Raw genomic sequence first — 24618 nt, 5'->3', positions numbered from 1 at the left:
GGTGTTCAGCGCCTCTCTACAGGTGGTGCGCGAAGCTGTCGTAGTCGGCGTCGGGTTCGCCGGTGGGCCGGAAGTGGTCGATATTGGCCATGGACAGGCCCCACTCCTCGCGCGGCTTCCACACCGCCTCCACTCGCATACCCATCCGGACCTCGCTCGCCTCGACGCCGAGCACCAGGTGCAGGAAGGGGATGTCGGCGCCGTCGAGCAGCACGTAGGCCGCCACGTACGGGGGCTTGAGGCGCTGGCCCATGAACGGCACGTTCACGATGCAGAAGGTGGTCACGATGCCCTTGTCGGACACCTCGACGTAGTCGTCGGTCGGCGAGCCGTCGCGCGGGTCGGCGCCGCGCGGCGGGAAGTACACCTTGCCGTCCATCCGGGCGCGGGCGCCCAGCAGGCGGCCCTCCATGAGCGCCTTCAGGAAGACGGCCTCCTGCGGGGCGGCGGTGTGCTTGATGGAGAAGTCGACCGGGGTCACGATGCCGGTCACCGGTTCCAGGTCACTCGCGGAATCGGCCGGGGCCGTGGAGGTCTCACCCGGTTCGAAGGCCGCGATGTCGTGGATGTCGCCGGTGCGCTCGGCGGCCCAGCGCGCCCGCACCCGCATCCCGGTGGCGATGTCGGCCGGGGAGGCCACATCCACCGCGTGCAGGATAGCGGTGTCCGCGCCGTCCAGCTTGATCAGCGCGTACGCGAAGGGTCGGTCGAAGGGCTGGCCGGGCAGCGGCTCGGCCACCCACGACCAGGTCTGAACGGTGCCGACGTCGGACACGCCGACGAACTCCGACAGCGCCTCGCCGGTGGCCGGATCGAATTCCGCGGGCGGCACGATCACGCGCCCATCGGAACCCCGCACCCCGACGACCTTGCCGGATCGCAGTTCCGTGAGGAAGCGACCGATGATCGGACCGGTGGAGCGGGTGTAGTCGAATTGCATCCGCAGCGGTGCGGACAGTATTTCGGTGTTCCCCAGAGTCACGAGATCGAGTAGAACAGGTTCTAGTGACGGTGGCAAGAGTACGGGCTGCGGCCCTGACGACCAGCCCCGGATGTTCTAGGAAGGACATGGAAATGCGCTTTGGATTGCAACTGGGATATTGGGGTGCGCAGCCGCCCGCCAATCACCGGGAACTGGTGCTGGCCGCGGAGGAGGCCGGCTTCGACGCCATCTTCACCGCGGAGTCCTGGGGATCGGACGCCTTCACGCCCCTGGCGTGGTACGGCTCGGACACCAGCCGGGTCCGGCTGGGCACCTCCGTCGTGCAGATGTCGGCGCGCACGCCGACCGCCACCGCCATGGCCGCGCTGACCCTCGACCACCTCAGCGGCGGCCGGCACATCCTCGGGCTCGGCGTCTCCGGTCCGCAGGTGGTGGAGGGCTGGTACGGGCAGCCCTTCGCCAAGCCGCTGGCCCGCACCCGCGAGTACGTCTCGATCGTGCGGCAGGTGCTGGCCCGCGAGGGCAAGGTGACCAGTGCGGGCCCGCACTACCCGCTGCCCTACTCCGGATCGGGCGCAACGGGATTCGGCAAGCCGCTCAAGCCCATCACCCACCCGCTGCGCGCGGACCTGCCGATCTGGCTCGGCGCGGAGGGCCCCAAGAACGTGGCGCTGACCGCGGAGATCGCGGACGGCTGGCTGGCCATCTACTACACGCCGCGGCTGGCCGACATGTACAACGAGTGGCTCGACGAGGGCTTCTCGCGCCCGGGCGCGCGGCGCTCGCGCGAGGACTTCGAGATCGCCGCCACCGCACAGGTGATCCTGACCGACGACCCCAAGGCCGAACTGGATCGGCTGCGCCCGTTCATGGCGCTCTACATCGGCGGCATGGGCGCCGAGGAACTCAACTTCCACGCCGAGGTGTACCGGCGCATGGGCTATGGCGAGCAGGTGGACGAGATCACCCGGCTGTTCCGCACCGGCCGCAAGGAGGAGGCCGCGGCGGTCGTGCCCGACGAGCTGATCCTCGACACCACCATCATCGGCAATGAGGCGCAGGTGCGTGAGCAACTGAAGGTGTGGGAGCAGGCCGGCGTCACCATGATGCTCGTGGGTGTCCGCGACGTGGCGCAGTTCGAGGCGCTGCGTCCGCTGATCGAGTCGCAGGGGCACTGAGTCGGTCGCAGGGGCACTGAGTCGTTCGTAGAACTAGTTCCAGAAATCCGGCCTCGAAGAGGCGCTTCGCGGCCGGTTGGAAAGGGCGCGCCCCGGTGAGTGGGTCGCGCCCTTTCGCATCTGTTCCAATTCAGCGTAAGTCGCCGTAGGGTGTGACACGGGGCACATCCGGTCACTGGGCCAAAGCCGAATCTGTGGCTTGTCACACACAAGAACACGTTCTATTTTGAAGCAGTGAGCTACAACATTGCGGACCTTGTCGAGCACACCATCGACCTCATGCCGGAACGTGTCGCGCTGGTTGACGACGCTCGTTCGGTGACCTACGCCGAGCTCGAGGACCGAGCCAACCGGCTGGCGCACTACCTGCAGGATCAGGGTGTGCAGCCGGGTGACAAGGTCGGCGTGTACTCGCGCAACACCATTGAGGCCGTGGAGGCCATGGTGGCCATCTTCAAGGCGCGGGCAGTCATGATCAACGTGAACTACCGCTACGTCGAGAACGAGTTGCAGTACATCTTCGAGAACTCGGATATGGTCGCGCTCATTCATGAGCGGCGGTACAGCGACAAGGTGGCCAATGTGCTGCCGAACGTGCCGAGGATCAAGGCGGTCGTCACCGTCGAGGACGGCACCGACCTGCCGCTGCCCCCGACCGCGGTGGAATACGAAGCGGCGCTGGCCGGCTCGCGTGGCGAGCGCGATTTCGGCGAGCGCTCCTCCGACGACATCATGATGATCTACACCGGCGGCACCACCGGCATGCCCAAGGGCGTCATGTGGCGGCAGGAGGACTGGTGGCGCGTCCTCGGCGGCGGCATCAACTTCTACACCGGTGAATTCATCCAGGACGAGTGGGAGCAGTCCAAGGGCGGCGCGAGCGGCAACTCGCCGATGGTGCGCTACCCGATTCCGCCGCTGATCCACGGCGGCGCGTTCACCGCGACCCTGCACAGCCTGTTCGACGGCGGCAAGGCCGTCATGCTGCCGGAGTTCAGCGGACACGGTGTGTGGCAGGCGATTCAGCGGCACGGCGTCAACATGATCTTCATTACCGGCGATGCCATGGCCCGTCCGATGCTGGACGCGCTGGCCGAGGGCAATGCGGAAACCGGTGAGGCGTACCAGCATTCGAGCCTGTGGGTGCTGGCCAGCAGCGCGGCGCTGTTCTCGCCCGCGCTGAAGGATCAGTTCATCGAGAACTTCCCGAACGCGCTCATCACCGACTCCATCGGTTCCTCGGAGACCGGCTTCGGCGGTCTGGCCGTGGCGGCCAAGGGCGCCACGCACACCGGCGGCCCGCGGGTGAAGATCGACGGCTCCACCAAGGTGATCGACGAGGAGGGCAACGAGGTCGCGCCCGGCTCCGGTCAGGTCGGCATGCTGGCGCGGACCGGCAACATCCCGGTCGGCTACTACAACGACCCGGTCAAGACCGCCGAAACCTTCAAGGTGTTCAACGGCGTTCGCTACTCCATCCCCGGCGACTTCGCCCGCGTGGAGGAGGACGGCACCGTCACCATGCTGGGTCGCGGCTCGGTGTCGATCAACTCCGGTGGCGAGAAGATCTACCCCGAAGAGGTCGAGGGCGCGCTCAAGGCGCACCCGGAGATCTTCGACGCGCTCGTGGTCGGCGTGCCGGACGAGCGCTGGGGCCAGCGGGTGGTCGCGGTCGTGCAGTGCCGCGGCGGCGCCCGCCCGACGCTGGAGGAACTGCGCCCGACCCTCGTCAAGGAGATCTCCTCCTACAAGATGCCGCGCAGCCTGTGGTTCGTGGACGAGATCAAGCGCTCGCCCGCGGGCAAGCCGGACTACAAGTGGGCCAAGGCGCAGACCGAGGCCCGCGAGGCCGACAACCACGCCGAGGCCTCGAACACCAAGTAACGCGGCTCAGCTCGTGATGTGTGCCGGTGCCCGTCTGCGATCGCAGGCGGGCATCAAGCTTTTCGCGGGTGTTTCTTGTCGGTGGGCTGTGCGACGCTGTCTGGCATGAGCGAGAAGGTGGGCGGCACCGTTTCCGACGATGTACTGCGGTCTTTCGAGGGGCATCGGCGAGAGCTGTGCGCCTACGCGTATCGAATGCTCGGGTCCTCGTTCGAAGCAGAGGACGCGGTGCAGGAGACCTTCACGCGGGCGTGGAAGTCCTACGACTCCTTCGAAGGCCGCTCCAGTCTGCGGTCCTGGCTGTACAAGATCACCACCAATGTTTGTCTGGACATGGTGGACGGTCCGCAGCGCCGCGCCAGACCCATGGATCTCAACGGTCCCTCGACCCCCGATTCACAGCTGCCCCCGCCGGAGCCGGATTACGTGTGGGTGGAACCGATTCCGAACGCCCTCGCCTTCGGCGCCGATCCGGCCGAGGCCGCCAGCGCGAAGGACACGCTGCGCCTGGCCTTCGTCGCGGCGGTACAGCATCTGCCGGCCAGCCAGCGCGCGATCCTGATCATGCGCGAGGTGCTGCGTTTCTCGGCGGGCGAAACCGCCGACATGCTCAATGTCTCCCCGGCCTCGGTGAACAGCGCTCTGCAGCGGGCCCGCGCCACCATGTCGAAGGTGCAGGAGACGGCCACGGTGTCGGACCCCTTCGACGAGAACAACGAGCAGCAGCGCAAACTTGTCGACGATTTCGTCAAGGCCTTCGAGGCCTACGACATGGACGCCCTCACCGACCTGCTGAAAGCCGATGTGGCCCTGTCCATGCCGCCGTTCTCGCTGTGGATTTCCGGCCCCGAGAACGTGGCCGCCTTCATGCTCGGTACCGGCCACGCGTGCCGCGACTCCCGCCTGGTCCCGCTGGCCGGCGCCAACGGGCTACCCGCCTTCGGCCACTACAAGCCGGGTGACGAGCCCGGCCGCTGGATCCCGTGGTCCATCACCACTCTCGAACTCGACGGTGACCGCATCTCCGGTCTGACCTTCTTCCTCGACACCGAGAAGCTCTTCCCGCTGTTCGGCCTGCCCATGGAGCTGGGCTCGAACTAGGTCGGGCCCGTCGCCGCGCTCCGTTGGTGTTCCGCGGGCCGGTCCCCCTCCGTCCACATCTCGGACGACGGTGGACTCCGGCCCGCGGACCGGCTTGGCGCGCAACCTCCGTCGAAAGACGGAGGACATCGGTGGCCGTCGCTGATCGCCGTTGATCGGAGGCTCCGCACGAACTAGCCGGTTCCCCTACCCTCACGGTCGCCGCCACCACCGGTCAAGATCGGCGACTCACCCGTTTTGGGTGACACCCAGCGCATGCAGTCCATCCGGAACACTGATATCTCGCCGGTGCCCGGGTCGCGGACCACGGCGGTGTGTTCGCTGAACCCGCTGGCCGGGAATCGAAATATGCTCTCCCACAGGTGTTCACGAGAGGTGCGTGATGACGGTTGAGCTGCACGCGGACGAGCTGTGGGCGGAGAATCTGCGCCGCATGCTGGTGGGGGTGCGCCACGAGGCCGTCATGGCCATCGCCCGCCCCGTCCGCCCGGAGACCGAATACGGTTCCGAGGACACGGTTTTCCGGCAGCTGCACGCCGCCGGCAAGAAGGTCCGGCTGCTGTTGTCGGCCGCCTATGTGGGCGCGCGTGGACGGCAGTCGGTGCTGCGGCAGTTCGCGGTCGGCTCGCGGATCCGGGTCACCGACACCGACTTCTGCAATGTGCTGATCGTCGATCGCGAGCGGGCGGCGCTGTGGTCGGCCGCGCCCGGGCAGCAACCGCGCGGTCTGCTGGTGGCCGAACCGGCGCTGCTGGGCGTGGTGCACCAATTCGCCGTCCGCACCTGGCATTCCGCGCGTCAGCTCCGCGATCATCTGGAGCTGGGGGAGCGCGGGCTGGACGCGGTGGCACTCGCGGTGGTCGAGCAGCTGCACGCCGGGGCGAAGGACGAGACGGCGGCGCGGGCGCTGGGCGTGTCGCTGCGCACCTATCGCCGCTATGTCGCGCAGCTGATGGTCCGTTTCGAGGTCAGCACCCGATTCCAGCTCGGGGTGCGGGTGCGTGACCTCGGGCTGTTGAGCTGACCGCACAACCGGTCAGCGGGGAGCGCGCATCCCCTCGGCGTGCTCGGCCGCGTACCGCTTGGCGGCGGGATAGTTCGCCTTGCCGCTGGGCTGCCGCATGACCTGGTCGACCAGCCAATACCCCCGGGGCACTTTGTATCCCGCGATCCTGGTGCGCAGGTGCGCGTCGAGCTCACCGAGCGCGAGCGCGGCTCTCGGCCGCGGCTGCACCACCGCTGCCACGGCCTGTCCGAAGCGGTCGTGCGGAATGCCGATCACCAGGGCGTCGAAGACCTCCGGATGGGATTTGAGGGCGGTCTCGACCTCTTCCGGGAACACCTTCTCGCCGCCGGTGTTGATGCACTCCGAGCCGCGCCCGAGCAGGGTGACGGTGCCATCGGCCTCGTAGCGCGCGTAATCGCCCGGCGCCACATAGCGTTTGCCGTCCACCTCGGCGAAGATCGACCTCGTCTTCTCGGGATCCTTGTAATACCCGAGCGGCACGTGCCCGGTCCGTGCCATCCGGCCTACCGCGCCCGGCCGGGGTTCGACCAGGTTGCCGTCGTCGTCGAGCAGGACGGCCTGCGCGCTGAACTTCACCCGCGGGCCCTGCGTATGGTCGGAATCCTTGGTGACCACGGACAATCCGGTGCTACCACTCTCCGAGGAGCCGATCACGTCGGTGATGAACAGGTTCGGGAAGGTACCGAGGTACTGCTGTTTGAGCGAGTGCGAGAACAGCGCGGCGTGGCTGCTGAACGCCCACAGGGACGAAACCTCGTAGTGCCCTTCGTGATACGCCTCCAGCAGCGGTTTTGCCATGGCGTCCCCGACCACGGTGAGCACATTGACCCCGTGCCGCTCCACCACCCGCCACACCTCGTGCGCATCGAACTGTGGCACGAAAACCACGGTGCCACCGGAGTTCAGGGCGATGAATGCCGCCCACTGCGCGGCGCCGTGGATGAGCGGCGAGAGCGGGGCCATGACGATTCCGGTCGGCGCGGACTTCGCGGAGGCGGCCAATTCCCATTCGTCCGAAACATACTCGCCGGTCACGTAATTGATGCCGCCGCCGAGCACGCGCCAGACGTCCTCGTGCCGCCACATCACGCCCTTGGGCATGCCGGTGGTGCCGCCGGTGTAGAGGATGTACAGGTCGTCGCCGCTGCGCGGACCGAAATCGCGGTCCGGGGACTGCGCGGCCAGCGCCGCGTCGTAGTCGGGTCCGATCGCGAGCACCTCGGTCACGGACGGCACCGCAGCCTGGACCTCGGCGACGATGGCACCGTACTGCGCCTCGTGGACAAGGGCCTTCAGATCGGCGTTTTCGACGATGTAGCGCACCTCGTCGGCCATATAGCGATAGTTCACGCACACCGACACCGCCCGCAGTTTGTAGGTCGCGAGCATCGTTTCCAGCGCCTCGGCGGAATTGCGTGAGTACACGCCGACGTGATCGCCCGCGCCGATGCCGCGGGCGGCCAGGTGATGGGCGAGCCGGTTGGCCCGCTCGTCCAGTTCGCGATAGGTGAATTGCCGGTCGGCGCAGATCAGGGCGATCCGCTCCGGGACCGCGTCGACGGCGTGCTCGAACAGGTCTGCAACGTTGAAAGCCATGGGTTCACCCTGGTTCGCACCCGGGTGAACCGACACTTCATCGGATGGCAGGAAGCTGCCGATCGGCGGTCAGGCGGGGTAGGCCATGTGGAAGGGCTCCCACTGGTGGCCGTCGAGGTCGAGGAAGGTGCGGCTGTACATGCCCACCTCGGCTTCCTGGGCGCGGCGGTCGGGGTTGAGTTCCTCGGTGCCGCCGGCTCGGAGGGCCGCTTCGACGAGGGTGTCCACTTCGTGGGGGCTGGACAGGGCCAGGGCGTAGACGCCGTTGACGGTGCCCAGGGTGTCGCCGAGGGGGCGGGTGCCGAAGGTGGTGAAGAAGTCGTGGGTCAGCAGCATGACGCAGATGTTGTCGTCGACCACGATGCAGGCGGCATTACCGTCGGTGAAGTCCTGGTTCACCTTCCAGCCCACGGCCTCGTAGAAGCGCTTGGACCGGTCCAGGTCGGCGACCGGCAGATTGATGAAGATCATCTTGCTCGGCATGGTGGTTCGACCCCTCTCATTCGATGTACTGATGGGGACGAAGCAGGTGCGGAAAACTCATCGGTCGTGGAAGAGTGATTGGGGGAGGTGCCCGATGACTCACAGCTACCTGGTCGCCCTCACCGGAAGCGGCGGAACGGTTCCACCGGAGCTGGGTGTGGTGCGGCGTCTGGTGCGGCGTGGCCATCGGGTGACCGTGCTCGCGGAGGAATCCCTGACCGGCCCGGTGACGGCCGCGGGCGCGCGGCTGCGCCCGCGCGCGGGGGCCGGATTCGCCCGCGACACCGCCGACGAAATCGATGCCGAACGACCCGATCTGGTGCTGGCCTCCTTCTTCGCCTTCGGGGCCATGGTCGCGGCGCAGGCCTGTGAGGTGCCCTTCTCGGTGCTCATCCCCGGCATCTACCCGCTGCCGGTGGAGGGCGGCCCGCCGCCGGGTTCCGGCTTCGGCAAGGCGCACGGGCCACTGGGCCGATTACGCGACCGGGTGGTGGGCTCGCTGGTGCGGCGGCGCTGGGACGAGGAATTGCTCCCGAAGCTCAATGTCCTGCGCGCGGATTTCGGGCTGGAGCGGCTGGCCCACTTTCAGGATCAGGCGCAGCTGGCGCGCCGGCAGCTGGTGCTGTCCAGTGCGGCGTTCGACTTCCCGGGGCAGGGGCCGGATGGGGTGCGCTGGGTCGGCCCGATCCTCGACGAGCCGGATTGGGTCGAGGGCGCCGCGTGGACGCAGACCGACGGCGGCGACCCGCTGGTCCTGGTCGCGCTGTCCACCACCTTTCAACGCCAAACCGATTGCCTGCAGCGCATTTCCGACGCCCTGGGCCAGCTCCCGGTGCGTGGCGTCATCACCACCGGCCCCGCTGTCGACCCGGACGAGCTGCGCGCCCCGCCGAACGTGATGGTCCTGCGCGCCGCCGGGCACCGCGAAATCATGCGGCATGCCAGCCTGGTCGTCACCCACGGCGGCCACGGCACCCTGATGAAGTCCTTCGCCGCCGACCTCCCGGTCGTGGTCCTGCCGCACGGCCGGGACAATGCCGACAATGCCGCGCGCGTCCGCGCCCACCGTGCCGGAATCACGTTGCCGCGCACCGCGACCCCGCAGCGCATCGCCCGCGGGATCCGCCACGTCCTGCGCACCCCGGCCCACTACCGGGCCGCGGCCGAACTGGGCCGCGCCATCCGCCACGACGCGCGCGGCGAGGCCCTGCTGTACGAACTGGAACCGTCGACGGATCATCACGACCCGGTGGGTGAGCGCATCGCCTCCGTCCGTGAATTCGAATCCTGATGTTTGGCCGGATTTCGCGTTCGACCGGCCGCATATGGCTGGCAGGCCGGGTTTTCGCTGGTTAGCGTGGGCCGCATGGATTTCGTGGCCATTTTGCGCGAGAAATTGAGCGAGCTCGGAGAGCTGATCACGCCGGGGGTCGATCTGGCCGCACCGGTTCCCAGCTGCGGGGATTGGACCTTCTACGACCTGGTCGACCATGTCGGCCAGGGCAATCTGTGGGTGATCACCGGTATCCGGGAGGGCCGCGGCGACTACCAGGGCGAACCCGCTCCGAAGGATCCCGTCGAGCTGCGGGCCTGGTACGACGAGACCGCGCAGGCCCTGCTCGAGGCGGTGGCGGTCGCCCCGGAGACCCCGGCCTGGACCTTCACCAAGCTGCTGCCGCGCACGGTCGGGTTCTGGCAGCGCCGCCGCGCCCAGGAGACCCTCATGCACGTGTGGGACGGCAAGAACGCGCTCGGCATCGCGGAGGAATTCGATCCGGCGCAGGCCGCCGACGGCATCGCGGAGGTCTTCGAACTGTTCGCGCCGCGCATGATTCAGCGTGGGCTGGCGAGCGAGCCCGAGGTGGCGATCAGGGTCCGCGCCACCGATACCGGTGAGAGCTGGACCTACGGCCCGGGCACCCCGGTCGCCGAAATCTCCGGCACCGCTTCGGATCTGCTGCTGGCGCTGTGGCAGCGCAAGCCCGCCAAGGATGCGGCGCTTACCTGGCAGGGCAACTGGGCGGCGGGGGAGCGGGTGCTCGCCGGTCCGCTGGTGCCGTAAACCGTTCCCGGACAAAGAAAAACGGCGAGGTGGTGGCCGGTATGGGAGCCACCGCCTCGCCGTCGGCCGCAGTGCAGGGTTCGGCCGAGTCTCCGGGAGTTGGTACCGAGTCTCCGAGAGTCGTTACTGCGCAGCGTCGGTCAGCAGCGACCCGAGTGCGCGCAGGTGGTCGGTCGCGCCGCCGAGCGCGAATTCGTTGTGTTTGGCGGCGGTGAAGTACTGGTTCACGATGTGGTCGCGGTCGATGCCGACGCCGCCGTGCACGTGTACCACGGTGTGGGCGACGCGGTGACCCGCCTCGGCGGCCCAGAACTTGGCGGTGTGGACCTCGGCCGCGGCCGGCAGGCCCTCCGCGAGCCGCCAGGCCGCCTGCGTCACCGCGAGCCGCACGCCCTGGACGTCGATGTAGGCGTCGGCCAGGCGCTGGGCCACGGCCTGGAAGCTGCCGATCTTGCGATTGAACTGCTCACGCTCGCGGGCGTAGTCGGCGACCAGTTCCAGGCCCTTCTCGATCACGCCGAGCTGGGTGGCGGCCAGGCCGAGCCAGGCACGCTCCAGCAGCCAGGTCAGGATCTCGGCGCCCTGGTCGACGGTGCCGACCAGTTCGGCGGGGGTGCCGGCGAATTCGACCTCGGCCTCGGGGGAGCGGTCGGTGACGATCTGGTCCTCGACGCGCACCGAGGCGTGCGACGGGTCGACCAGGAAGACCGCGGGGGAGCCGTCGACGCTGGCGGACACCAGGATTCGCGCCGCCTGGCGGGCGAAGGGCACCGTGGTCTTGAGACCGGTCAGCTGCCAGCCGTCGCCCGCCATTGCGGTGGTGACCGGGCTGGTGAGCTCCCAGTTGCGCTCCTCGCTCAGCGCGGCGGTGAGGATGACCTCGCCCCGCGCGGCCTGGGCGGCCAGCTCGCGCTGGGCCGTGGAGCCGAACTGCGCGAGCGCGCCGGCGCCGAGCACGATCGACCACAGGTACGGCACGGGCGCGACGGACTTGCCGATCTCGCGCAGGATGGCGGTCTGCTCCAGCACGCCGAAGTCGCTGCCGCCCACCGTCTCCGGCAGGGCCGCGGCCAGGACGCCGGTTTCGGCGAGCGAGCTCCACAGCGATTCGTCGAAGCGCACGGTCGGGTTGCCCGACGCGTCGGTGTTGCGGTCGAGCTCACGCAGCCGGTCGGCGGTGACCAGCTTGCCGGTGACCTCGGCGGTGAGGCGGGCCAGATCCTGCTGCGCCTCGGTGAGGGTGAAATCCATGATGGTTACCTTGGTTTCGATTAGCGCGCGGCGGCGGGCTGCTTGAGGGCGGTCATGGCGATGATGTCGCGCTGCACCTCGTTGGTGCCGCCGCCGAAGGTCAGGATCAGGCAGGCGCGGTGCATGCGCTCCAGGCGACCCCGCAGCTGCGAGCCCGCCGAGTCCTGGCGCAGGTAGGCCTGCGGGCCGAGGATCTCCATCAGCGCGCGGTAGGACTCGGTGGCCAGCTCGGTGCCGTACACCTTGGTGGCGGAGGCGTCCCACGGGCGCGGGGCGGCGTCGCCGCCGGCGTCGGCGCGCGAGGCGATCTCCCAGTTGGTCAGCTTCAGGTACTCGACCTTGGCGTGGATGCGGGCCAGGCTGATCTGCACCCATTCCTGGTCGATGACCCGGGCGCCATTGGCGGTCTTGGTGTTGCGCGCCCACTCGGTCACCTGCGCGACGGCCAGGGCCAGCGGCGCGGACGAGGTCAGCGCGACCCGCTCGTGGTTGAGCTGGTTGGTGACCAGCGCCCAGCCGCCGTTCTCCGGGCCCACCATGTCGGAGTGCTTGACCCGCACGTCCTGGTAGTAGGTGGCGCTGGTGTCGGGCCCGGCCATGGTGTGCACCGGCGTCCAGGAGAAGCCCTCTGCCGTGGTCGGCATGATGAACATCGAGATGCCCTTGTGCTTCTTGGCGTTCGGGTCGGTGCGGGCGGCGAGCCACACGTAGTCGGCGTAGGCGATGAGGGAGGTCCACATCTTCTGGCCGTTGATGATCCAGTCGTCGCCGTCGCGGACCGCGGAGGTGCGCAGCGAGGCCAGGTCGGTGCCGGCGCCCGGCTCGGAGTAGCCGATGGCGAAGTGCAGCCGGCCGGCGGCGATCTTGGGCAGGAAGAACTTCTTCTGCTCCTCGGTGCCGTAGTGCATGATGGTCGGCGCCACCGAGTTGATGGTCAGGAACGGCACCGGGGCGCCGGCGATGGCGGCCTCGTCGGTGAAGATCAGCTGATCCATGGTGGAGCGGTCCTGGCCGCCGTACTCCTTGGGCCAGCCGAGGGCGAGCCAGCCGTCGCGGCCCATCTCCTCGACCACCTCGCGGTAGACATTGCCCTCGCCGTACTCTCCGGTCTGCGCCGAAAGCGCTTGCCGCCGTTCGGGAGTGATGAGGCGGGTGAAATAGTCACGCAGCTCGGCACGCAGCTGTTCCTGTTGCGGCGTGTAGGCGATACGCATAGCAGTACCTCTAGCCTTCGTTTCTCGGTTCAGCCGATCATCGCACGCAAGTGAAACATGTTCCAGTATTCGTTCCGGTTAGGGCTACTTTGCTGTTCTGACCACGGGTCCGCTTGTTAGGCTCGGGAAGAACCTGTGGTTAAGGAGAGAACTATGAAGGTGATCGTCGATTTCGATCAGTGCGAAGCGAACGGAATCTGTGTCGGAATCGCCCCTGACGTCTTCGATCTCGATGACGACGACAACCTGCACGTCAACGAGGCCGAGGTCACCGAGGCCAACCGTCGCGATATCGAGTCCGCCGTGGCCCAGTGCCCCAAGGCGGCATTGAAGCTGGTCTGAGCGGACGCTTGCCCGGCGGGTGGAACACGTTCTAGAGTCGGCCGGTGAGCGATTCTGATGTAAGTCTTTCGGGCCGGGTTGCCATCGTCACCGGCGCGGGCGCCGGGCTGGGCCGGGCCGAAGCCCTCGAGCTGGCCCGGGCCGGCGCGTCGGTCATCGTCAACGACCTTGCCGAGAACGACGCGGTGAGCGCAACCCTCGCCGACATCCGGGCGCTGGGCGTCAAGGCGGAGTTCGTGGGCGGCAGTATCGCCGAGCGCGCGACGGCCGACGCATTGATCCGCACCGCCGAGGAGACCTTCGGCGGGCTGGACATCGTGGTGAACAATGCCGGGATCACCCGGGACAAGATGTTGTTCAACATGTCCGACGAGGATTTCGACGCGGTCGTCGCGGTCCACCTGCGCGGGCATTTCCTTTTGACCCGCAATGCGGCCGCCTTCTGGCGTGGCAAGTACAAGGAGACGGGTGCTCCCGTTTATGGGCGCATCATCAACACCTCCTCGGAGGCCGGTCTGCTCGGCCCCGCCGGGCAGGCGAATTACGGTGCGGCCAAGGCCGGCATCACCGCGCTGACGCTGTCGGCCGCGCGGGCGCTGGAATCGGTCGGCGTGCGCGCCAACGCCATCGCGCCGCGGGCGCGGACGGCCATGACCGAGAAGGTCTTCTCCGCGGCTCCCGACCAGGGTCCGGACCCGCTATCGCCCGATCACGTCGCGCGGCTGGTGGCCTACCTGGCCTCGCCGGCGGCCGAGGCGATCAGCGGCCAGCTGTTCGTCGTCTACGGCCCGATGGTGGCCCTGATGGCGGCTCCGGTGGTGGAGCAGCGCTTCGACGCCGAGGGCGAGTGGACCCGCGAGGGGCTGGCCGCGACCCTGGGCGGCTATTTCTCCGAACGCGGTTCGGACGCTACGTTTTCCGCCTCCTCGCTGAAGGATCTGGGCTGAGACTGGCCTCGGTGTCCCCGTCCGGGGGTCGTGGGTTCCTGAAGACACGGCCCGGCCCCCGGCGCCTGCGGTTGATCACGAGATCGATCGTTGGTAAGAAAAGGGACAACTATGTGTGTCGCCTCACAATGCGGCATACCTGTGGTGGTTAGGCTGACGTGAACCTGTTCTCAAAACTGGACGCCAGTTCAGAAAGAAGACCTGTTCAAAACCGTCGAAACCTTCCCGAACCGTATGAGAACGTGTTCTAATCTTCGAGCGGGACCGAGATCACATTCAGATCTCAGTTGCTATAGCTAGGCAGGGGCAGGAGGAATAGCGGGAATGAATGAAGTCCTTGCCGTACCGCTGCGGGCGGTCGGAGGGTTCTTCGAACTCGCCGGTGCGGTCGCTCGCGCCGCGGTACGGCCCCCGTTCCAGCGACGGGAATTCATCGATCAGTCCTGGTTCATAGCCCGGGTATCCATCTTCCCCACCCTGATGGTGGCAATTCCGTTCACCGTGCTGGTGAGCTTCACCCTCAACATCCTGCTGCGGGAGATCGGCGCGGCCGACCTCTCCGGCGCGGGCGCCGCTTTCGGCACCATCACCCAGATCGGCCCGATGGTCACGGTGCTCATCGTGGCCGGCGCGGGCGCGACCGCCATCTGCGCGGACCTGGGCGCGCGCACCATTCGCGAAGAGATCGACGCCATGAAGGTGCTCGGCATCGATCCGATTCAGCGCCTGGTGGTTCCGCGCGTGCTCGCCTCGATGTTCGTGGCCTTCCTGCTCAATGGCCTGGTGTCCACCATCGGCATCCTGGGCGGGTTCCTGTTCTCGGTCTACCTGCAGGGTGTGAACCCCGGCGCCTTCGTCAACGGCCTCACCCTGCTGACCCACCTGCCGGAGCTCGTCATCTCCGAGGTGAAGGCCATGCTGTTCGGACTCGTCGCCGGACTGGTCGCCTGTTATCTGGGCCTGAACGTGAAGGGCGGGCCCAAGAGCGTCGGCGACGCCGTCAACCAGACCGTCGTCTTCGCCTTCATGGCGCTGTTCGTCATCAACGTCGTGGTAACCGCCGTTGGCATCAAGTTCACGGCGCGGTGATCAGATGGCGTTCGTGATCCAGTCTCGTTTTCCCAAGGTGACCAAGCGTTTTCAGCGCTTCACCGAGGCCCTCGATTCGGTCGGCAAGCACGCGGTGTTCTATGCGCGGTCGATCGGCTCGGTGCCCAAGGCACTGGTGCACTACCGCACCGAGACCATCCGGCTGATCGCCGAGATCTCGATGGGCACAGGCGCTTTGGCCGTCATCGGCGGCACCGTCGTGATCGTCGGGTTCCTGACCCTGGCCGCCGGTGGCACCATCGCCGTGCAGGGTTACAGCTCGCTCGGCAACATCGGTGTCGAAGCCCTGACTGGCTTCTTCGCCGCGTTCATCAACGTTCGCATTGCGGCCCCGGTCATTTCGGGTATCGGCCTGGCGGCGACGCTGGGCGCCGGTACCACGGCACAATTGGGCGCCATGCGCGTCTCCGAAGAGATCGACGCCCTCGAGGTGATGGCCATCCGGCCGGTCCCCTTCCTGGTGGGCACTCGCATGCTGGCGGGCATCATCGCCATCATCCCGTTGTACTCACTGGCGGTCATCGCCTCGTTCATCGCCTCGCGCTTCGCGACCGTGGTGATCTACGGCCAGTCGGCCGGTGTGTACGACCACTACTTCTCGACGTTCCTGATCCCCAGCGACATCCTCTGGTCCTTCGCGCAGGCGATCTTCATGGCCATGGCGGTCATGCTGATCCACACCTACTACGGCTATCACGCCGCAGGCGGACCGGTCGGCGTCGGCGTGGCGGTAGGTAATGCGGTGCGGGCCTCGCTGATCGCGGTCGTCATGGTGACGCTGCTGATGTCGCTGGCCATCTACGGCACCTCCGGCAATTTCCATCTCTCCGGGTAGGGGCGGGACGACACACATGGTCCAACAAGAGCGCGGAATGGCGAGCCCGATCGGCTCGCCGTTCGTCGAGAAACCGAAGCCGAAACGCTATCTCGAACAGGGGTGGGTCATTCGGCTGGCCGGCGCGGGCATGGTGCTCGGCCTGGCCGCTGCCGTCGCGGTCTGCCTGGTGATGTTCGCGGGCGGGTTCGAAGACAAGGTCAAGGTCACGGTCGCCGCGCCGCGGGCCGGCCTGGTCATGGACAAGGACGCCAAGGTCAAGATCCGCGGGGTCGAGATCGGGCGGGTCACCAACATCACCGACAGCGCCGACGGTGCGCGCATCGAACTGGCGATGGACCCGGACATGCTGAAGATGGTGCCCGCCAATGCCACCGTGGACATCAACTCGACCACGGTGTTCGGCGCGAAGTACATCAACTTCATCGAACCGCAGCACCCCGACTCCGACTCGCTGAAGCCGGGCTCGGTGGTGCAGGCCGGCGCGGTGACGGTCGAATTCAACACGCTCTTCCAGCATTTGAACGATCTGCTGGCGAAGGTGCAGCCGGAGAAGCTCAATGCGACGCTGACCGCGCTGGGCACCGCGCTGCAGGGTCGTGGCGACAAGCTGGGCCAGCTCATGGTCGACAGCGATCAGCTCCTCAAGGACATCAACCCGAGCCTGCCCGACCTGCAGCGTGATCTGCAGACCTCGGTCGGCGTGACCAACCTCTACGCCGACACCGCGCCGGATCTGTTGCGCACCACCGGGAATATGACGGTCACCGGCGGCACCATCGTCGATGAGAAGGACAACTTCGACAAGGTGCTGCTGAACCTGGTCGGCCTGGCCAACGACACCGGCGGCGTGCTCTCGGACAACCAGAAGGCGCTGGTCGACACCCTCGGTGTGCTGCGCCCGACCACCGAACTGCTCAACGAGTACAACCCGGCCCTGTACTGCCTGGTCGTCGGTGCGGCCAATGCGCTGCCGGACGGCAACCGCATCTTCGGTGGCGACGGGCCGTGGGTCACCCTGAACGCCGGCTTCATGGGCGGCGGCACCCCTTACTCGTACCCGAAGGATCTGCCGAAGGTGAACGCCACCGGTGGCCCGCACTGCGAGAACATCCTCGACCGAGTGCCGGGCAGCCACTCCAACTACCTCGTCACCGACACCTCCGAGGGTGAGGTGTGGACGCCGGCGATGGATACCCACCTCAACGGCCCCAGGGTGTTCCAGATTCTGTTCGCCGGACTTCCGGGGGTGCCGAACCCATGAGGCTCAAAGTGCATTCGAGCAGCGTGAAATTGGGGATCTTCACCCTGATCATGGTGCTGGTCCTGGCCGCGCTGGGCATCGTCTTCAGTCAGATGCGCTTCGCCCGTTCGACCGGCTACCACGCGATCTTCACCAGTGCGGCCGGGATGCTGCCCGGCTCGAAGGTGCGCATCGCGGGTGTGCCGGTGGGCTCGGTGAGCCGGGTCTATGTCGGCAAGGACCATCTGGCCCATGTCGACTTCGACATCGACAACCAGTACCGCGTGTACTCCGGCACCCAGGCGGCCGTCCGCTACGAAAACCTCGTCGGCGACCGCTATCTGGAGCTGATGGACGGTCCGGGCACAGCGCAGCCATTACGTAAGGGCGCCACGATCGGCACCGACAAGACCAAGCCGGCGCTCGATCTGGATCTGCTGCTCGGCGGGTTCAAGCCGCTGCTGCGCGGCCTCAACCCGCAGCAGGTGAACGATCTGACCGGGGCGCTGCTGCAGGTGTTCCAGGGACAGGGCGGCACGCTGGTCGCGCTGCTGAACAGCGGCGGCTCGTTCACCAAGACCCTGGCCGACCGGGATGCCTTGATCGGCAGCGTGATCGAGAATCTGAAGACGGTGCTGGGCACCATCGACCAGCGCAACGCGGACTTCGGGACCACCCTGAACGAATTGCAGCGCCTGGTCAGCGGTCTGGCGGCCGACAAGGATCCGATCGGCGACGCACTGCCCCGATTGGCCGGGGCCACCGGCGATCTCACCAGTCTCCTGCAGCAGGTCCGCCCGGATCTGAAGGCGAACGTCGAACAGCTCGGCAAGCTGTCGCAGAACCTGGACGACCGCAAGAGCGACGTGCAGTACGTGCTGGACCTGCTGCCGGACACCTACAAGAAGCTGATCCGCATCGGCTCCTACGGCTCGTTCATGAACATGTACGTCTGCGGTACGGCCGTCATCGTCGACGGACCTGACGGCCAGCATCAGACGCGCCTCGTCGCGCCCGGCGGTCAGTCCACCGGAAGGTGCTCGGACAAATGAATCAACAGCGCTCACCCCTGATCGATATCGGGGTCACGGGCATCGTGCTGGCGGTGACGATCTGTCTCACCGCCCTGCAGTTCGACCGTTTGCCCTTCATCCGCTCGGGCGCGGAGTTCACGGCCTACTTCGCCGACGCCGGCGGGCTGCTGCCCGGCGACCAGGTGCAGGTGGCCGGCGTGAAGTCCGGCCGGGTCGAGAATGTCGCGCTGGACGGCGCCAAGGTCAAGGTGCGGTTCACCCTCGACGAGGCGATCGTGCTGGGCACCAAGACCACCGCGGCCATCAAGACCAATACGGTGCTGGGCCGCAAGTCGCTCGAGGTGGTGCCGACCGGTGACGGCGCACTGCGGCAGGATCAGCCGATCCCGTTGGAGCGCACCACGTCTCCGTACTCGCTCACCGACGCCCTCAGCGATCTGGCCACCACAGTGAAGGGCCTCGACACCGACCAGGTCAACAAGACCCTGGACACCCTGTCGGACGCGTTCACCGATACCCCGGGACCGCTGCGGTCGGCGCTCGACGGCGTCACCCAGCTCTCGCGCAGCCTGAACAACCGCGACAAGGCGCTGACCGAGCTGCTCTCCCACGCCCAGAACGTCACCAAGGTGCTGGGTGATCGTGCGGCGCAGATCAATTCGCTGCTGGTCGACGGCAACAGCCTGCTCGGCGAGCTGGATGCCCGCCGCGCGGCGCTGAGTCAGCTGATCGTGTACATCAATGGTCTCGCACAGCAGCTCACCGGCTTCGTCAATGACAACGAGGCACAGCTGAAGCCGACGCTGGACAAGCTGAATTCGGTGTTGAAGCTGTTGCAGGACAACAGGGACAACCTCGGCAAGGCGGTCGACGAACTCGGGCCGTTCGAGGCCGCGCTCGGCGAGCAGGTCGGCAGTGGGCCGTACTTCCAGGCGTACCTGTCCAATGGATCGAGTCCGGCCCTGCAGGTGCTGGTCGACGCCATGGTCTGGCCGCAGCATCTGCCCGACTCGCTCCAGAAGGAACTCACCGACAACGGGGCCCTCACGACCTCGATCATCCCGAAGGAGCCGGAGCGTTGAACGCAATTCGCAAACTGCCCCGGTGGACCCGGATCGCGGCGGCGGCCCTGGTGGTCGCGCTGGCCGGGTGGCTGGTCTACGGGCTGGTCTCCGACATCGGCAAAAAGCACATCACCGCGTACTTCCCCTCGACCAACGGCCTGTACGCCGGTGACGAGATCCGCGTGCTCGGTGTGAAGGTCGGCAAGATCGACTCCATCGATCCGGGCAAGGACCGGGTGACGGTGAAGATGACCGTCGACCGCGGCATCGATCTGCCCGCCGACGCCAAGGCCGTGATCATTTCGCCGTCGCTGGTGTCGGCGCGCTTCATCCAGCTCGCGCCCGCCTATACCGGCGGACAGAAGATGGCCGATGGCGCGTCGATTCCGGTGGAGCACACCGCCGTTCCGGTGGAATGGGATGACATCAAGGCCGAACTGACCAAGCTGTCCACCGCGCTCGGCCCGATCGGCGAGGACAAGCAGGGCTCCTTCGGCCGGGTCATCAATACCGCCGCCGACAACCTCGGCAATGGCAATGCCCAGGCCTTCCGCGACACCCTGAAAGAGCTGTCCAGCACGCTGAATACGCTCTCCGACGGCCGCACCGACCTGTTCGGCACCATCCGCAATCTGCAGCAGTTCGTCGATGTGCTGTCCAAGTCCAATGATCAGATCGTGCAGTTCGGCGGCCGGCTGGCCTCGGTCTCCTCGGTGCTCGCCGGGGTGTCCACCGATCTCGGTTCGGGGCTGGACAATCTCGATTCCGCGGTCGCCGATGTGAAGCGGTTCCTCGACGAGCGCGGCGGGGCACTGACCGAAAGCGTGCAGCGACTGGCCGACGCCACTCAGGTACTCGCGGACAAGAGGCCCGAACTGGAGCGGATCATGCACTCCGCGCCGACCGCGCTGGTGAACTTCTATCAGCTCTACAAGCCGGCGCAGGGAACGATCGCAGGCGCCCTCGCCGCGCCGAACTTCGCCAATCCGTTCGCCTTCCTGTGCGGCGCAGTCGAAGCCAGCGCGACCAATGATTCCCAGCACAGTGCGGATCTGTGCAAGCAGTATCTGGCGCCGATCGTCCAATCGCTGATGATGAACTACCCACCGGTGATCCTGAATCCGGCGACTCAGCAGAACGTGTTCCCCAACCAGCTCACCTACAGCCCGCCCGATCTGGCCAACCAGGTTCCCGCGCCGGACGCCGCGCCGGTGGCGTCGCCCAAGTCCCTGACCGATCTGCTCATTCCTGGAGGTGGACGATGATGAGCCGCCGACGGATTCGCCTCGCGGGCGCGGCGATCAGCCTCGTCGCGGTGCTCGGGGTGAGCGGCTGCGAATGGGACGGGCTGAACTCGGTGCCCATGCCCGGTGCGGTCGGCACCGGCGAGGGCTCCTGGCAGGTCGATATCCAGATGCCGAATGTGACTACCCTGACCCGTAATTCGCCGGTCATGGTGAACGACGTGCCGGTGGGCACTGTCACCGGCATCAAGGTCGAGAACTGGCACGCGCTGGTCACCGTTTCCCTCGAGAAGGGAATCGCATTGCCCGCCAATGCCATCGCGCGTATCGGGCAGACCAGTCTGCTGGGCAGCAACCACGTGGAGTTGTCCGCGCCGACGAATGAACCTGCGCAGGGCCGGCTGAAGGCCGGGGACGTGATCCCGCTCGAGCGCGCCGGGGCCTACCCGACGACCGAGCAGACGCTGTCCTCACTTTCGGTGGTGCTCAACGGCGGTGGCATCTCCCAGGTGGAGACCATCACCAAGGAACTCGACGCGACCTTCAAGGGCCGCACCGACGCCATCCGCGACCTGCTGCCGCAGCTGAATCAGCTGACCGGCACGCTGGACAAGCAGACGAACGACATCATCGCGGCCATGAGCGGTCTGGACCGGTTCGCCGGGGTGCTGTCGCAGCAGAAGGACGACGTCGCCGACGCCGTGACCAAGATCCACCCGGCGTTGACGGTGCTGGCCGATCGCCGCGAGAACATCACCAAAACCTTGACGGCACTGGGCGGTCTGAGCGATACCGTGCAGCAGATCATCGACCAGGGCGGCGGCAACCTCAAGGCCGACCTGGCCAACCTGGAGCCGGCGCTGCAGTCGCTGGCCGCCACCGGCGGCAAGCTCGCCGACTCGCTGCAGTGGCTGCTGACCTTCCCGTTCCCGATCAAGAACATCGACAAGGTCATCAAGGGCGACTACATGAACCTGTTCATGACGGTCGATCTCACTGCCGCCCGGCTGGATTCGAACTTCCTGACCGGTACTCCGCTGGGCGGCGCGTTCGGCGGCGCCCAGGCCACCCTCGGCGAGGGGACGCATCCCGCTCCGCCGCAGGGTAAGGGCGATCCGCTGACGGATCCGCTGAAGCCGTCGGCCCAGAATCCCACGCCGGCTCCGACGCCGAGTATCGCTGGGCTGCCGCCGATTCCGGGCCTGCCGGCCATTCCGGGACTCACCGTGCCCGCGCAGCAAGGGGCTGACGGAAAGTGAAACTGACCAAGTTCGTCAAGGTTCAGCTGGCCATCTTCACGGTGCTGACCGTGATCGGCCTGACCGTCATGGGCGGCAACTATGTGAAGGTGCCGGCCATGTTCGGCATCGGAAGATACGGCGTCACAGTGCAATTGGACGCTACCGGCGGCCTGTACCAGACCGCCAACGTGGCCTACCGCGGCACCAATGTCGGCAAGGTCGAGGAGGTCCGGCTCACCCCGGCGGGGGTGGACGCCAAGCTGTCCATCGACAGCGACTACAAGATCCCCGCCGATGTGCAGGCCTACGTGAAGAGCGTCTCGGCGGTCGGTGAGCAGTATGTCGATCTGGTCCCGCCGGATGCCCCCACGAGTGGCAATCTGCACGACGGCTCGGTGATCCCGGTGGAGCGCACCAAGCTGCCGCAGGACGTCGGCGACATGCTCGACCAGGCCGACCGGCTGCTGTCCACGGTCGCCGACACCAAGCTGCAAGAGGTCATCAACGACGCCTTCGTCGCCTTCAACGGTGCCGGGCCGGATCTGCAGCGATTCATCGACTCTGCGTCCCTGCTGGTGCAGGAGGCCAAGAACAACACCGATCAGACCAAGGATCTGCTGGACAAGATCGGTCCGCTGCTCGACACCCAGAACCAGTCCGCCGACTCCATCCGCGGCTGGACCAAGGACCTCGCCACACTCACCGACCAACTGCGCCAGCATGATCCGTCGCTGCGCGCCGTGCTGCAGCAGACGCCGTCCACGGTGCAGAAGGTGAACAAGACCTTCCAGGATCTGAAGCCGACCCTGCCGATCATGCTCGCCAACCTGCTCAGCGTCGGACAGGTCTCGCTCAAGTATCACGCTGGGCTCGAGCAGATCCTGGTCGTCTACCCGCCGCTGCTTGCATCGCTGCTCACCGCCATCCGCGGGCCGGTCCAGAACGGTGCCATGGTCGACTTCATGCTGGGCTTCGAGGACCCGCCGGGTTGCACCACCGGCTTCCTGCCGCCCAGCGAGCGGCGTTCGCCGGCCGATCTCAGCCCGATCGAAACGCCCGACAACCTGTACTGCAAGGTGCCGCAGAACGCGAAGGAAGCCGTGCGCGGCATCCGCAACACACCGTGTGTCGATGTGCCGGGCAAGCGGGCTCCGACTCCGGATCTGTGCCACGACCCGAACGGCTATGTGCCCGAAGGCGACAACCCGCCGTTCGGCGCTCCCAAGCCGGTGGACAACAACGGTCAGCCGCTCGATAAGCTGCTCGGTAACCAGAAGGCACCATTCATCGGGCATTCCGACCCGAATACCGGCACCTTCGTCGGACCCGACGGTCACGTGTACCGTCAGGGGGACGTCAATGCCGATGGTTCAACCAAAGTCCCGTCGAGTTGGCAACAGCTGCTTCAGGAGCCACCGCGATGAGCGATAACCCAGCAAATCGAAACCGCACTCGGCGGCGTGTCGTCCGGCAGGCGGGCCCGCCCGTCGAGGACGAGCGCACCGGCATCGAGGTCCGGGAGGCGCCCCTCGGCGCCGTGAGCCCGGAAACAACTGCCGCTGAGCCGAGTGCGCTTGCCGATGCTGGGGCGCCGGCCGAGACCGCCGTGTCGAAGCCGGTGCAGACCGGGAAGTCGACGCCGGCGGAGGCTGCGGTGCCGAAGCCTGCGGAGACCGCAGAGCCGAAGCCCGCGAAGGCCGCTGACCCGATCGACGCCGAATCCGCCGACGCGGAGCCGGAAATCGTGGTCGGGTCCGGGGTGGCCGAGGACGAGCCCGTCGAGGATGCGACGGAATCCGAGGACGGCGAGCCGGACTCGCGGCTGCACAGGATCTACGTCTCGCTCGGGCGGCTGGGTTCGGTGGCCGCGGTGGTGGCCCTGGTGTCCGCGCTCGTGCTGATCGGTTCGGGTGGCCTGTTCTTCTACCACCAGCACCGCGCCGACGCGCTGCGCGACCGGCGCGCCGAATACGTGCAGGTGGCCAAGCAGGCGTACCTGGACATGGTCACCGTCAAGAGCGACACCGCCGATCAGGACATCGACCGTTTGCTCTCGGTCGCCGGCGGCGGTCTGAAGGACGAGTACGCGACCAACAAGGACGAGTACAAGAAGCTCTTCGAGCAGTTGAAGGTGCAGTCCTCCGGCAAGGTCATCTCCGCGGCGATCGAACGCGATGACAAGGACTCGGCCATCGTCCTGTTGCTCGCCCAGCAGACGGTCTCCAATGTCGCGTCCAACGGGCCCATGCAGAAGGACTACCGCTTCCGGGTGACCGTCACCCGGAAGGGCGACTCCGTGACCGCCTCGTCGATGGAGTTGGTGCCGTGAAGCTCACCGTGCGTTCGATCGTCATTGCCGCCGCCGGCATCCTGCTCGTGGCAGCCGTCGTCGTCGGCTCGCTGGTCGGGGACCGATTCTGGTCCGAGCGGCAGGCTGAGCAGAACCGTTCCTCCGCAACCGCTTTCGCGGCGGACACGGTGGAGTCGCTGTTCACCTACAACTACGATTCCGCCGAGAAGGACCTGCCGGCCGTTGCCGACAAACTGACCAGCGACTACCGGGACTCCTACCTGAAGGTGATCCACGAGCAGGCCATTCCGGCGGCCAAGGAGAAGAAGCTCTCCGTCCAGACCACGGTTCAGGCGACCGGCGTGATCACGACCACCCGTGACCGCGCCACCGTCCTCGTCATCGCGGATCAGCGGTTCTCGAGCGCTGATACTCCGCAGGACACACTCATGAGCGATCGGCTGCAGGTGGAGCTCACCAAGCAGAGCGGACACTGGCTCATTTCGGACGTCAAGCCGATCTAGGTCAC

23 protein-coding genes are annotated in these 24618 nt (G+C 66.9%); 18 read left to right on the top strand and 5 right to left on the bottom strand.

Annotated elements, in window-relative coordinates:
* Nucleotides 1-16: 16 nt before the first annotated feature.
* Nucleotides 17-982, bottom strand: a complete 966-nt coding sequence (locus ACFXHE_RS14470) for a Zn-ribbon domain-containing OB-fold protein (protein WP_379383139.1) — start codon at nt 980-982, stop codon at nt 17-19.
* A gap of 92 nt (nt 983-1074) precedes the next feature.
* Between ACFXHE_RS14470 and ACFXHE_RS14465 the strand changes: the two genes are divergently transcribed.
* The 4 genes from ACFXHE_RS14465 to ACFXHE_RS14450 all read left to right on the top strand — a co-directional run bounded on the left by ACFXHE_RS14465 (nt 1075) and on the right by ACFXHE_RS14450 (nt 6130).
* A complete protein-coding gene (locus ACFXHE_RS14465; RefSeq protein WP_379383137.1) occupies nt 1075-2121 on the top strand; it encodes an LLM class F420-dependent oxidoreductase in 1047 nt (348 codons plus the stop codon).
* Between the two features lie 234 nt (nt 2122-2355).
* Entirely contained in the window at nt 2356-4005 is a 1650-nt protein-coding gene (locus ACFXHE_RS14460) for an acyl-CoA synthetase (RefSeq protein WP_379383135.1), read from the top strand.
* A 105-nt stretch (nt 4006-4110) separates the two neighbouring features.
* Nucleotides 4111-5106, top strand: a complete 996-nt coding sequence (locus ACFXHE_RS14455; RefSeq protein WP_379383133.1) for a sigma-70 family RNA polymerase sigma factor — start codon at nt 4111-4113, stop codon at nt 5104-5106.
* 382 nt (nt 5107-5488) lie between these two features.
* Nucleotides 5489-6130: a hypothetical protein gene (locus ACFXHE_RS14450; RefSeq protein ID WP_379383129.1), complete on the top strand. Its 642-nt coding sequence runs from the start codon at nt 5489-5491 to the stop codon at nt 6128-6130.
* Between the two features lie 12 nt (nt 6131-6142).
* On the opposite strand, the gene ACFXHE_RS14445 is transcribed toward ACFXHE_RS14450, so the two are convergent.
* Together ACFXHE_RS14445 and ACFXHE_RS14440 are read right to left on the bottom strand one after the other, a co-directional pair.
* Nucleotides 6143-7729, bottom strand: coding sequence for an acyl-CoA synthetase (locus ACFXHE_RS14445; RefSeq protein ID WP_379383127.1), 1587 nt, complete (start codon nt 7727-7729; stop codon nt 6143-6145).
* Between the two features lie 69 nt (nt 7730-7798).
* Nucleotides 7799-8212 (bottom strand): VOC family protein, encoded by a 414-nt coding sequence (locus tag ACFXHE_RS14440; protein ID WP_379383125.1) that lies wholly within the window; start codon nt 8210-8212, stop codon nt 7799-7801.
* A gap of 94 nt (nt 8213-8306) precedes the next feature.
* Here ACFXHE_RS14440 and ACFXHE_RS14435 point away from each other — a divergent pair, with 94 nt between their 5' ends.
* The gene (locus ACFXHE_RS14435) at nt 8307-9503 is read left to right on the top strand and encodes a glycosyltransferase (RefSeq protein WP_379383123.1); all 1197 of its coding nucleotides are present in this window, start codon (nt 8307-8309) and stop codon (nt 9501-9503) included.
* Nucleotides 9504-9578: 75 nt separating this feature from the next.
* The gene (locus ACFXHE_RS14430) at nt 9579-10274 is read left to right on the top strand and encodes a maleylpyruvate isomerase family mycothiol-dependent enzyme (RefSeq protein WP_379383121.1); all 696 of its coding nucleotides are present in this window, start codon (nt 9579-9581) and stop codon (nt 10272-10274) included.
* Nucleotides 10275-10397: 123 nt separating this feature from the next.
* Here the strand turns inward: ACFXHE_RS14430 and ACFXHE_RS14425 are convergent, their stop codons facing one another.
* Both ACFXHE_RS14425 and ACFXHE_RS14420 read right to left on the bottom strand, forming a co-directional pair.
* A complete protein-coding gene (locus ACFXHE_RS14425) occupies nt 10398-11525 on the bottom strand; it encodes an acyl-CoA dehydrogenase family protein (RefSeq protein WP_379383120.1) in 1128 nt (375 codons plus the stop codon).
* Between the two features lie 20 nt (nt 11526-11545).
* On the bottom strand, nt 11546-12739 hold the full coding sequence (locus tag ACFXHE_RS14420) for an acyl-CoA dehydrogenase family protein (RefSeq protein WP_379383118.1): 1194 nt from the start codon (nt 12737-12739) through the stop codon (nt 11546-11548).
* Nucleotides 12740-12892: 153 nt separating this feature from the next.
* On the opposite strand from ACFXHE_RS14420, the gene ACFXHE_RS14415 reads away from it, so the two are divergent.
* From ACFXHE_RS14415 to ACFXHE_RS14360, 12 genes are all read left to right on the top strand, one after another.
* On the top strand, nt 12893-13081 hold the full coding sequence (locus tag ACFXHE_RS14415; protein ID WP_040854753.1) for a ferredoxin: 189 nt from the start codon (nt 12893-12895) through the stop codon (nt 13079-13081).
* Nucleotides 13082-13125: 44 nt separating this feature from the next.
* The gene (locus ACFXHE_RS14410) at nt 13126-14028 is read left to right on the top strand and encodes a 3-oxoacyl-ACP reductase (protein ID WP_364606228.1); all 903 of its coding nucleotides are present in this window, start codon (nt 13126-13128) and stop codon (nt 14026-14028) included.
* 324 nt (nt 14029-14352) lie between these two features.
* Nucleotides 14353-15117 carry an ABC transporter permease gene (locus tag ACFXHE_RS14405; RefSeq protein WP_040854757.1) on the top strand — a complete coding sequence of 255 codons (765 nt, stop codon included), beginning with the start codon at nt 14353-14355 and terminating at the stop codon, nt 15115-15117.
* A 4-nt stretch (nt 15118-15121) separates the two neighbouring features.
* Nucleotides 15122-15973: an ABC transporter permease gene (locus ACFXHE_RS14400; protein ID WP_364606226.1), complete on the top strand. Its 852-nt coding sequence runs from the start codon at nt 15122-15124 to the stop codon at nt 15971-15973.
* A gap of 37 nt (nt 15974-16010) precedes the next feature.
* Nucleotides 16011-17237, top strand: a complete 1227-nt coding sequence (locus ACFXHE_RS14395; protein ID WP_379383115.1) for an MCE family protein — start codon at nt 16011-16013, stop codon at nt 17235-17237.
* Entirely contained in the window at nt 17234-18268 is a 1035-nt protein-coding gene (locus ACFXHE_RS14390; RefSeq protein WP_379383114.1) for an MCE family protein, read from the top strand. The genes ACFXHE_RS14395 and ACFXHE_RS14390 overlap by 4 nt, the downstream gene beginning before the upstream one ends.
* A complete protein-coding gene (locus ACFXHE_RS14385; protein ID WP_379383112.1) occupies nt 18265-19332 on the top strand; it encodes an MCE family protein in 1068 nt (355 codons plus the stop codon). The genes ACFXHE_RS14390 and ACFXHE_RS14385 overlap by 4 nt, the downstream gene beginning before the upstream one ends.
* Nucleotides 19329-20579, top strand: a complete 1251-nt coding sequence (locus tag ACFXHE_RS14380; RefSeq protein ID WP_379383110.1) for an MCE family protein — start codon at nt 19329-19331, stop codon at nt 20577-20579. The genes ACFXHE_RS14385 and ACFXHE_RS14380 overlap by 4 nt, the downstream gene beginning before the upstream one ends.
* Nucleotides 20576-21817, top strand: a complete 1242-nt coding sequence (locus ACFXHE_RS14375; RefSeq protein WP_379383109.1) for an MCE family protein — start codon at nt 20576-20578, stop codon at nt 21815-21817. Before ACFXHE_RS14380 ends, ACFXHE_RS14375 begins: the two co-directional genes overlap by 4 nt.
* Nucleotides 21814-23223, top strand: coding sequence for an MCE family protein (locus ACFXHE_RS14370; protein ID WP_379383107.1), 1410 nt, complete (start codon nt 21814-21816; stop codon nt 23221-23223). The genes ACFXHE_RS14375 and ACFXHE_RS14370 overlap by 4 nt, the downstream gene beginning before the upstream one ends.
* Nucleotides 23220-24128 (top strand): hypothetical protein, encoded by a 909-nt coding sequence (locus tag ACFXHE_RS14365; protein ID WP_379383105.1) that lies wholly within the window; start codon nt 23220-23222, stop codon nt 24126-24128. The genes ACFXHE_RS14370 and ACFXHE_RS14365 overlap by 4 nt, the downstream gene beginning before the upstream one ends.
* Nucleotides 24125-24613, top strand: a complete 489-nt coding sequence (locus tag ACFXHE_RS14360) for a h domain protein (RefSeq protein ID WP_364606205.1) — start codon at nt 24125-24127, stop codon at nt 24611-24613. Before ACFXHE_RS14365 ends, ACFXHE_RS14360 begins: the two co-directional genes overlap by 4 nt.
* Nucleotides 24614-24618 lie beyond the last annotated feature (5 nt).

It is taken from the genome of Nocardia sp. NPDC059229 (genome assembly GCF_042754165.1).
GTDB lineage: Bacteria > Actinomycetota > Actinomycetes > Mycobacteriales > Mycobacteriaceae > Nocardia.
This window is presented reverse-complemented; position numbering and strand designations above follow the sequence as displayed.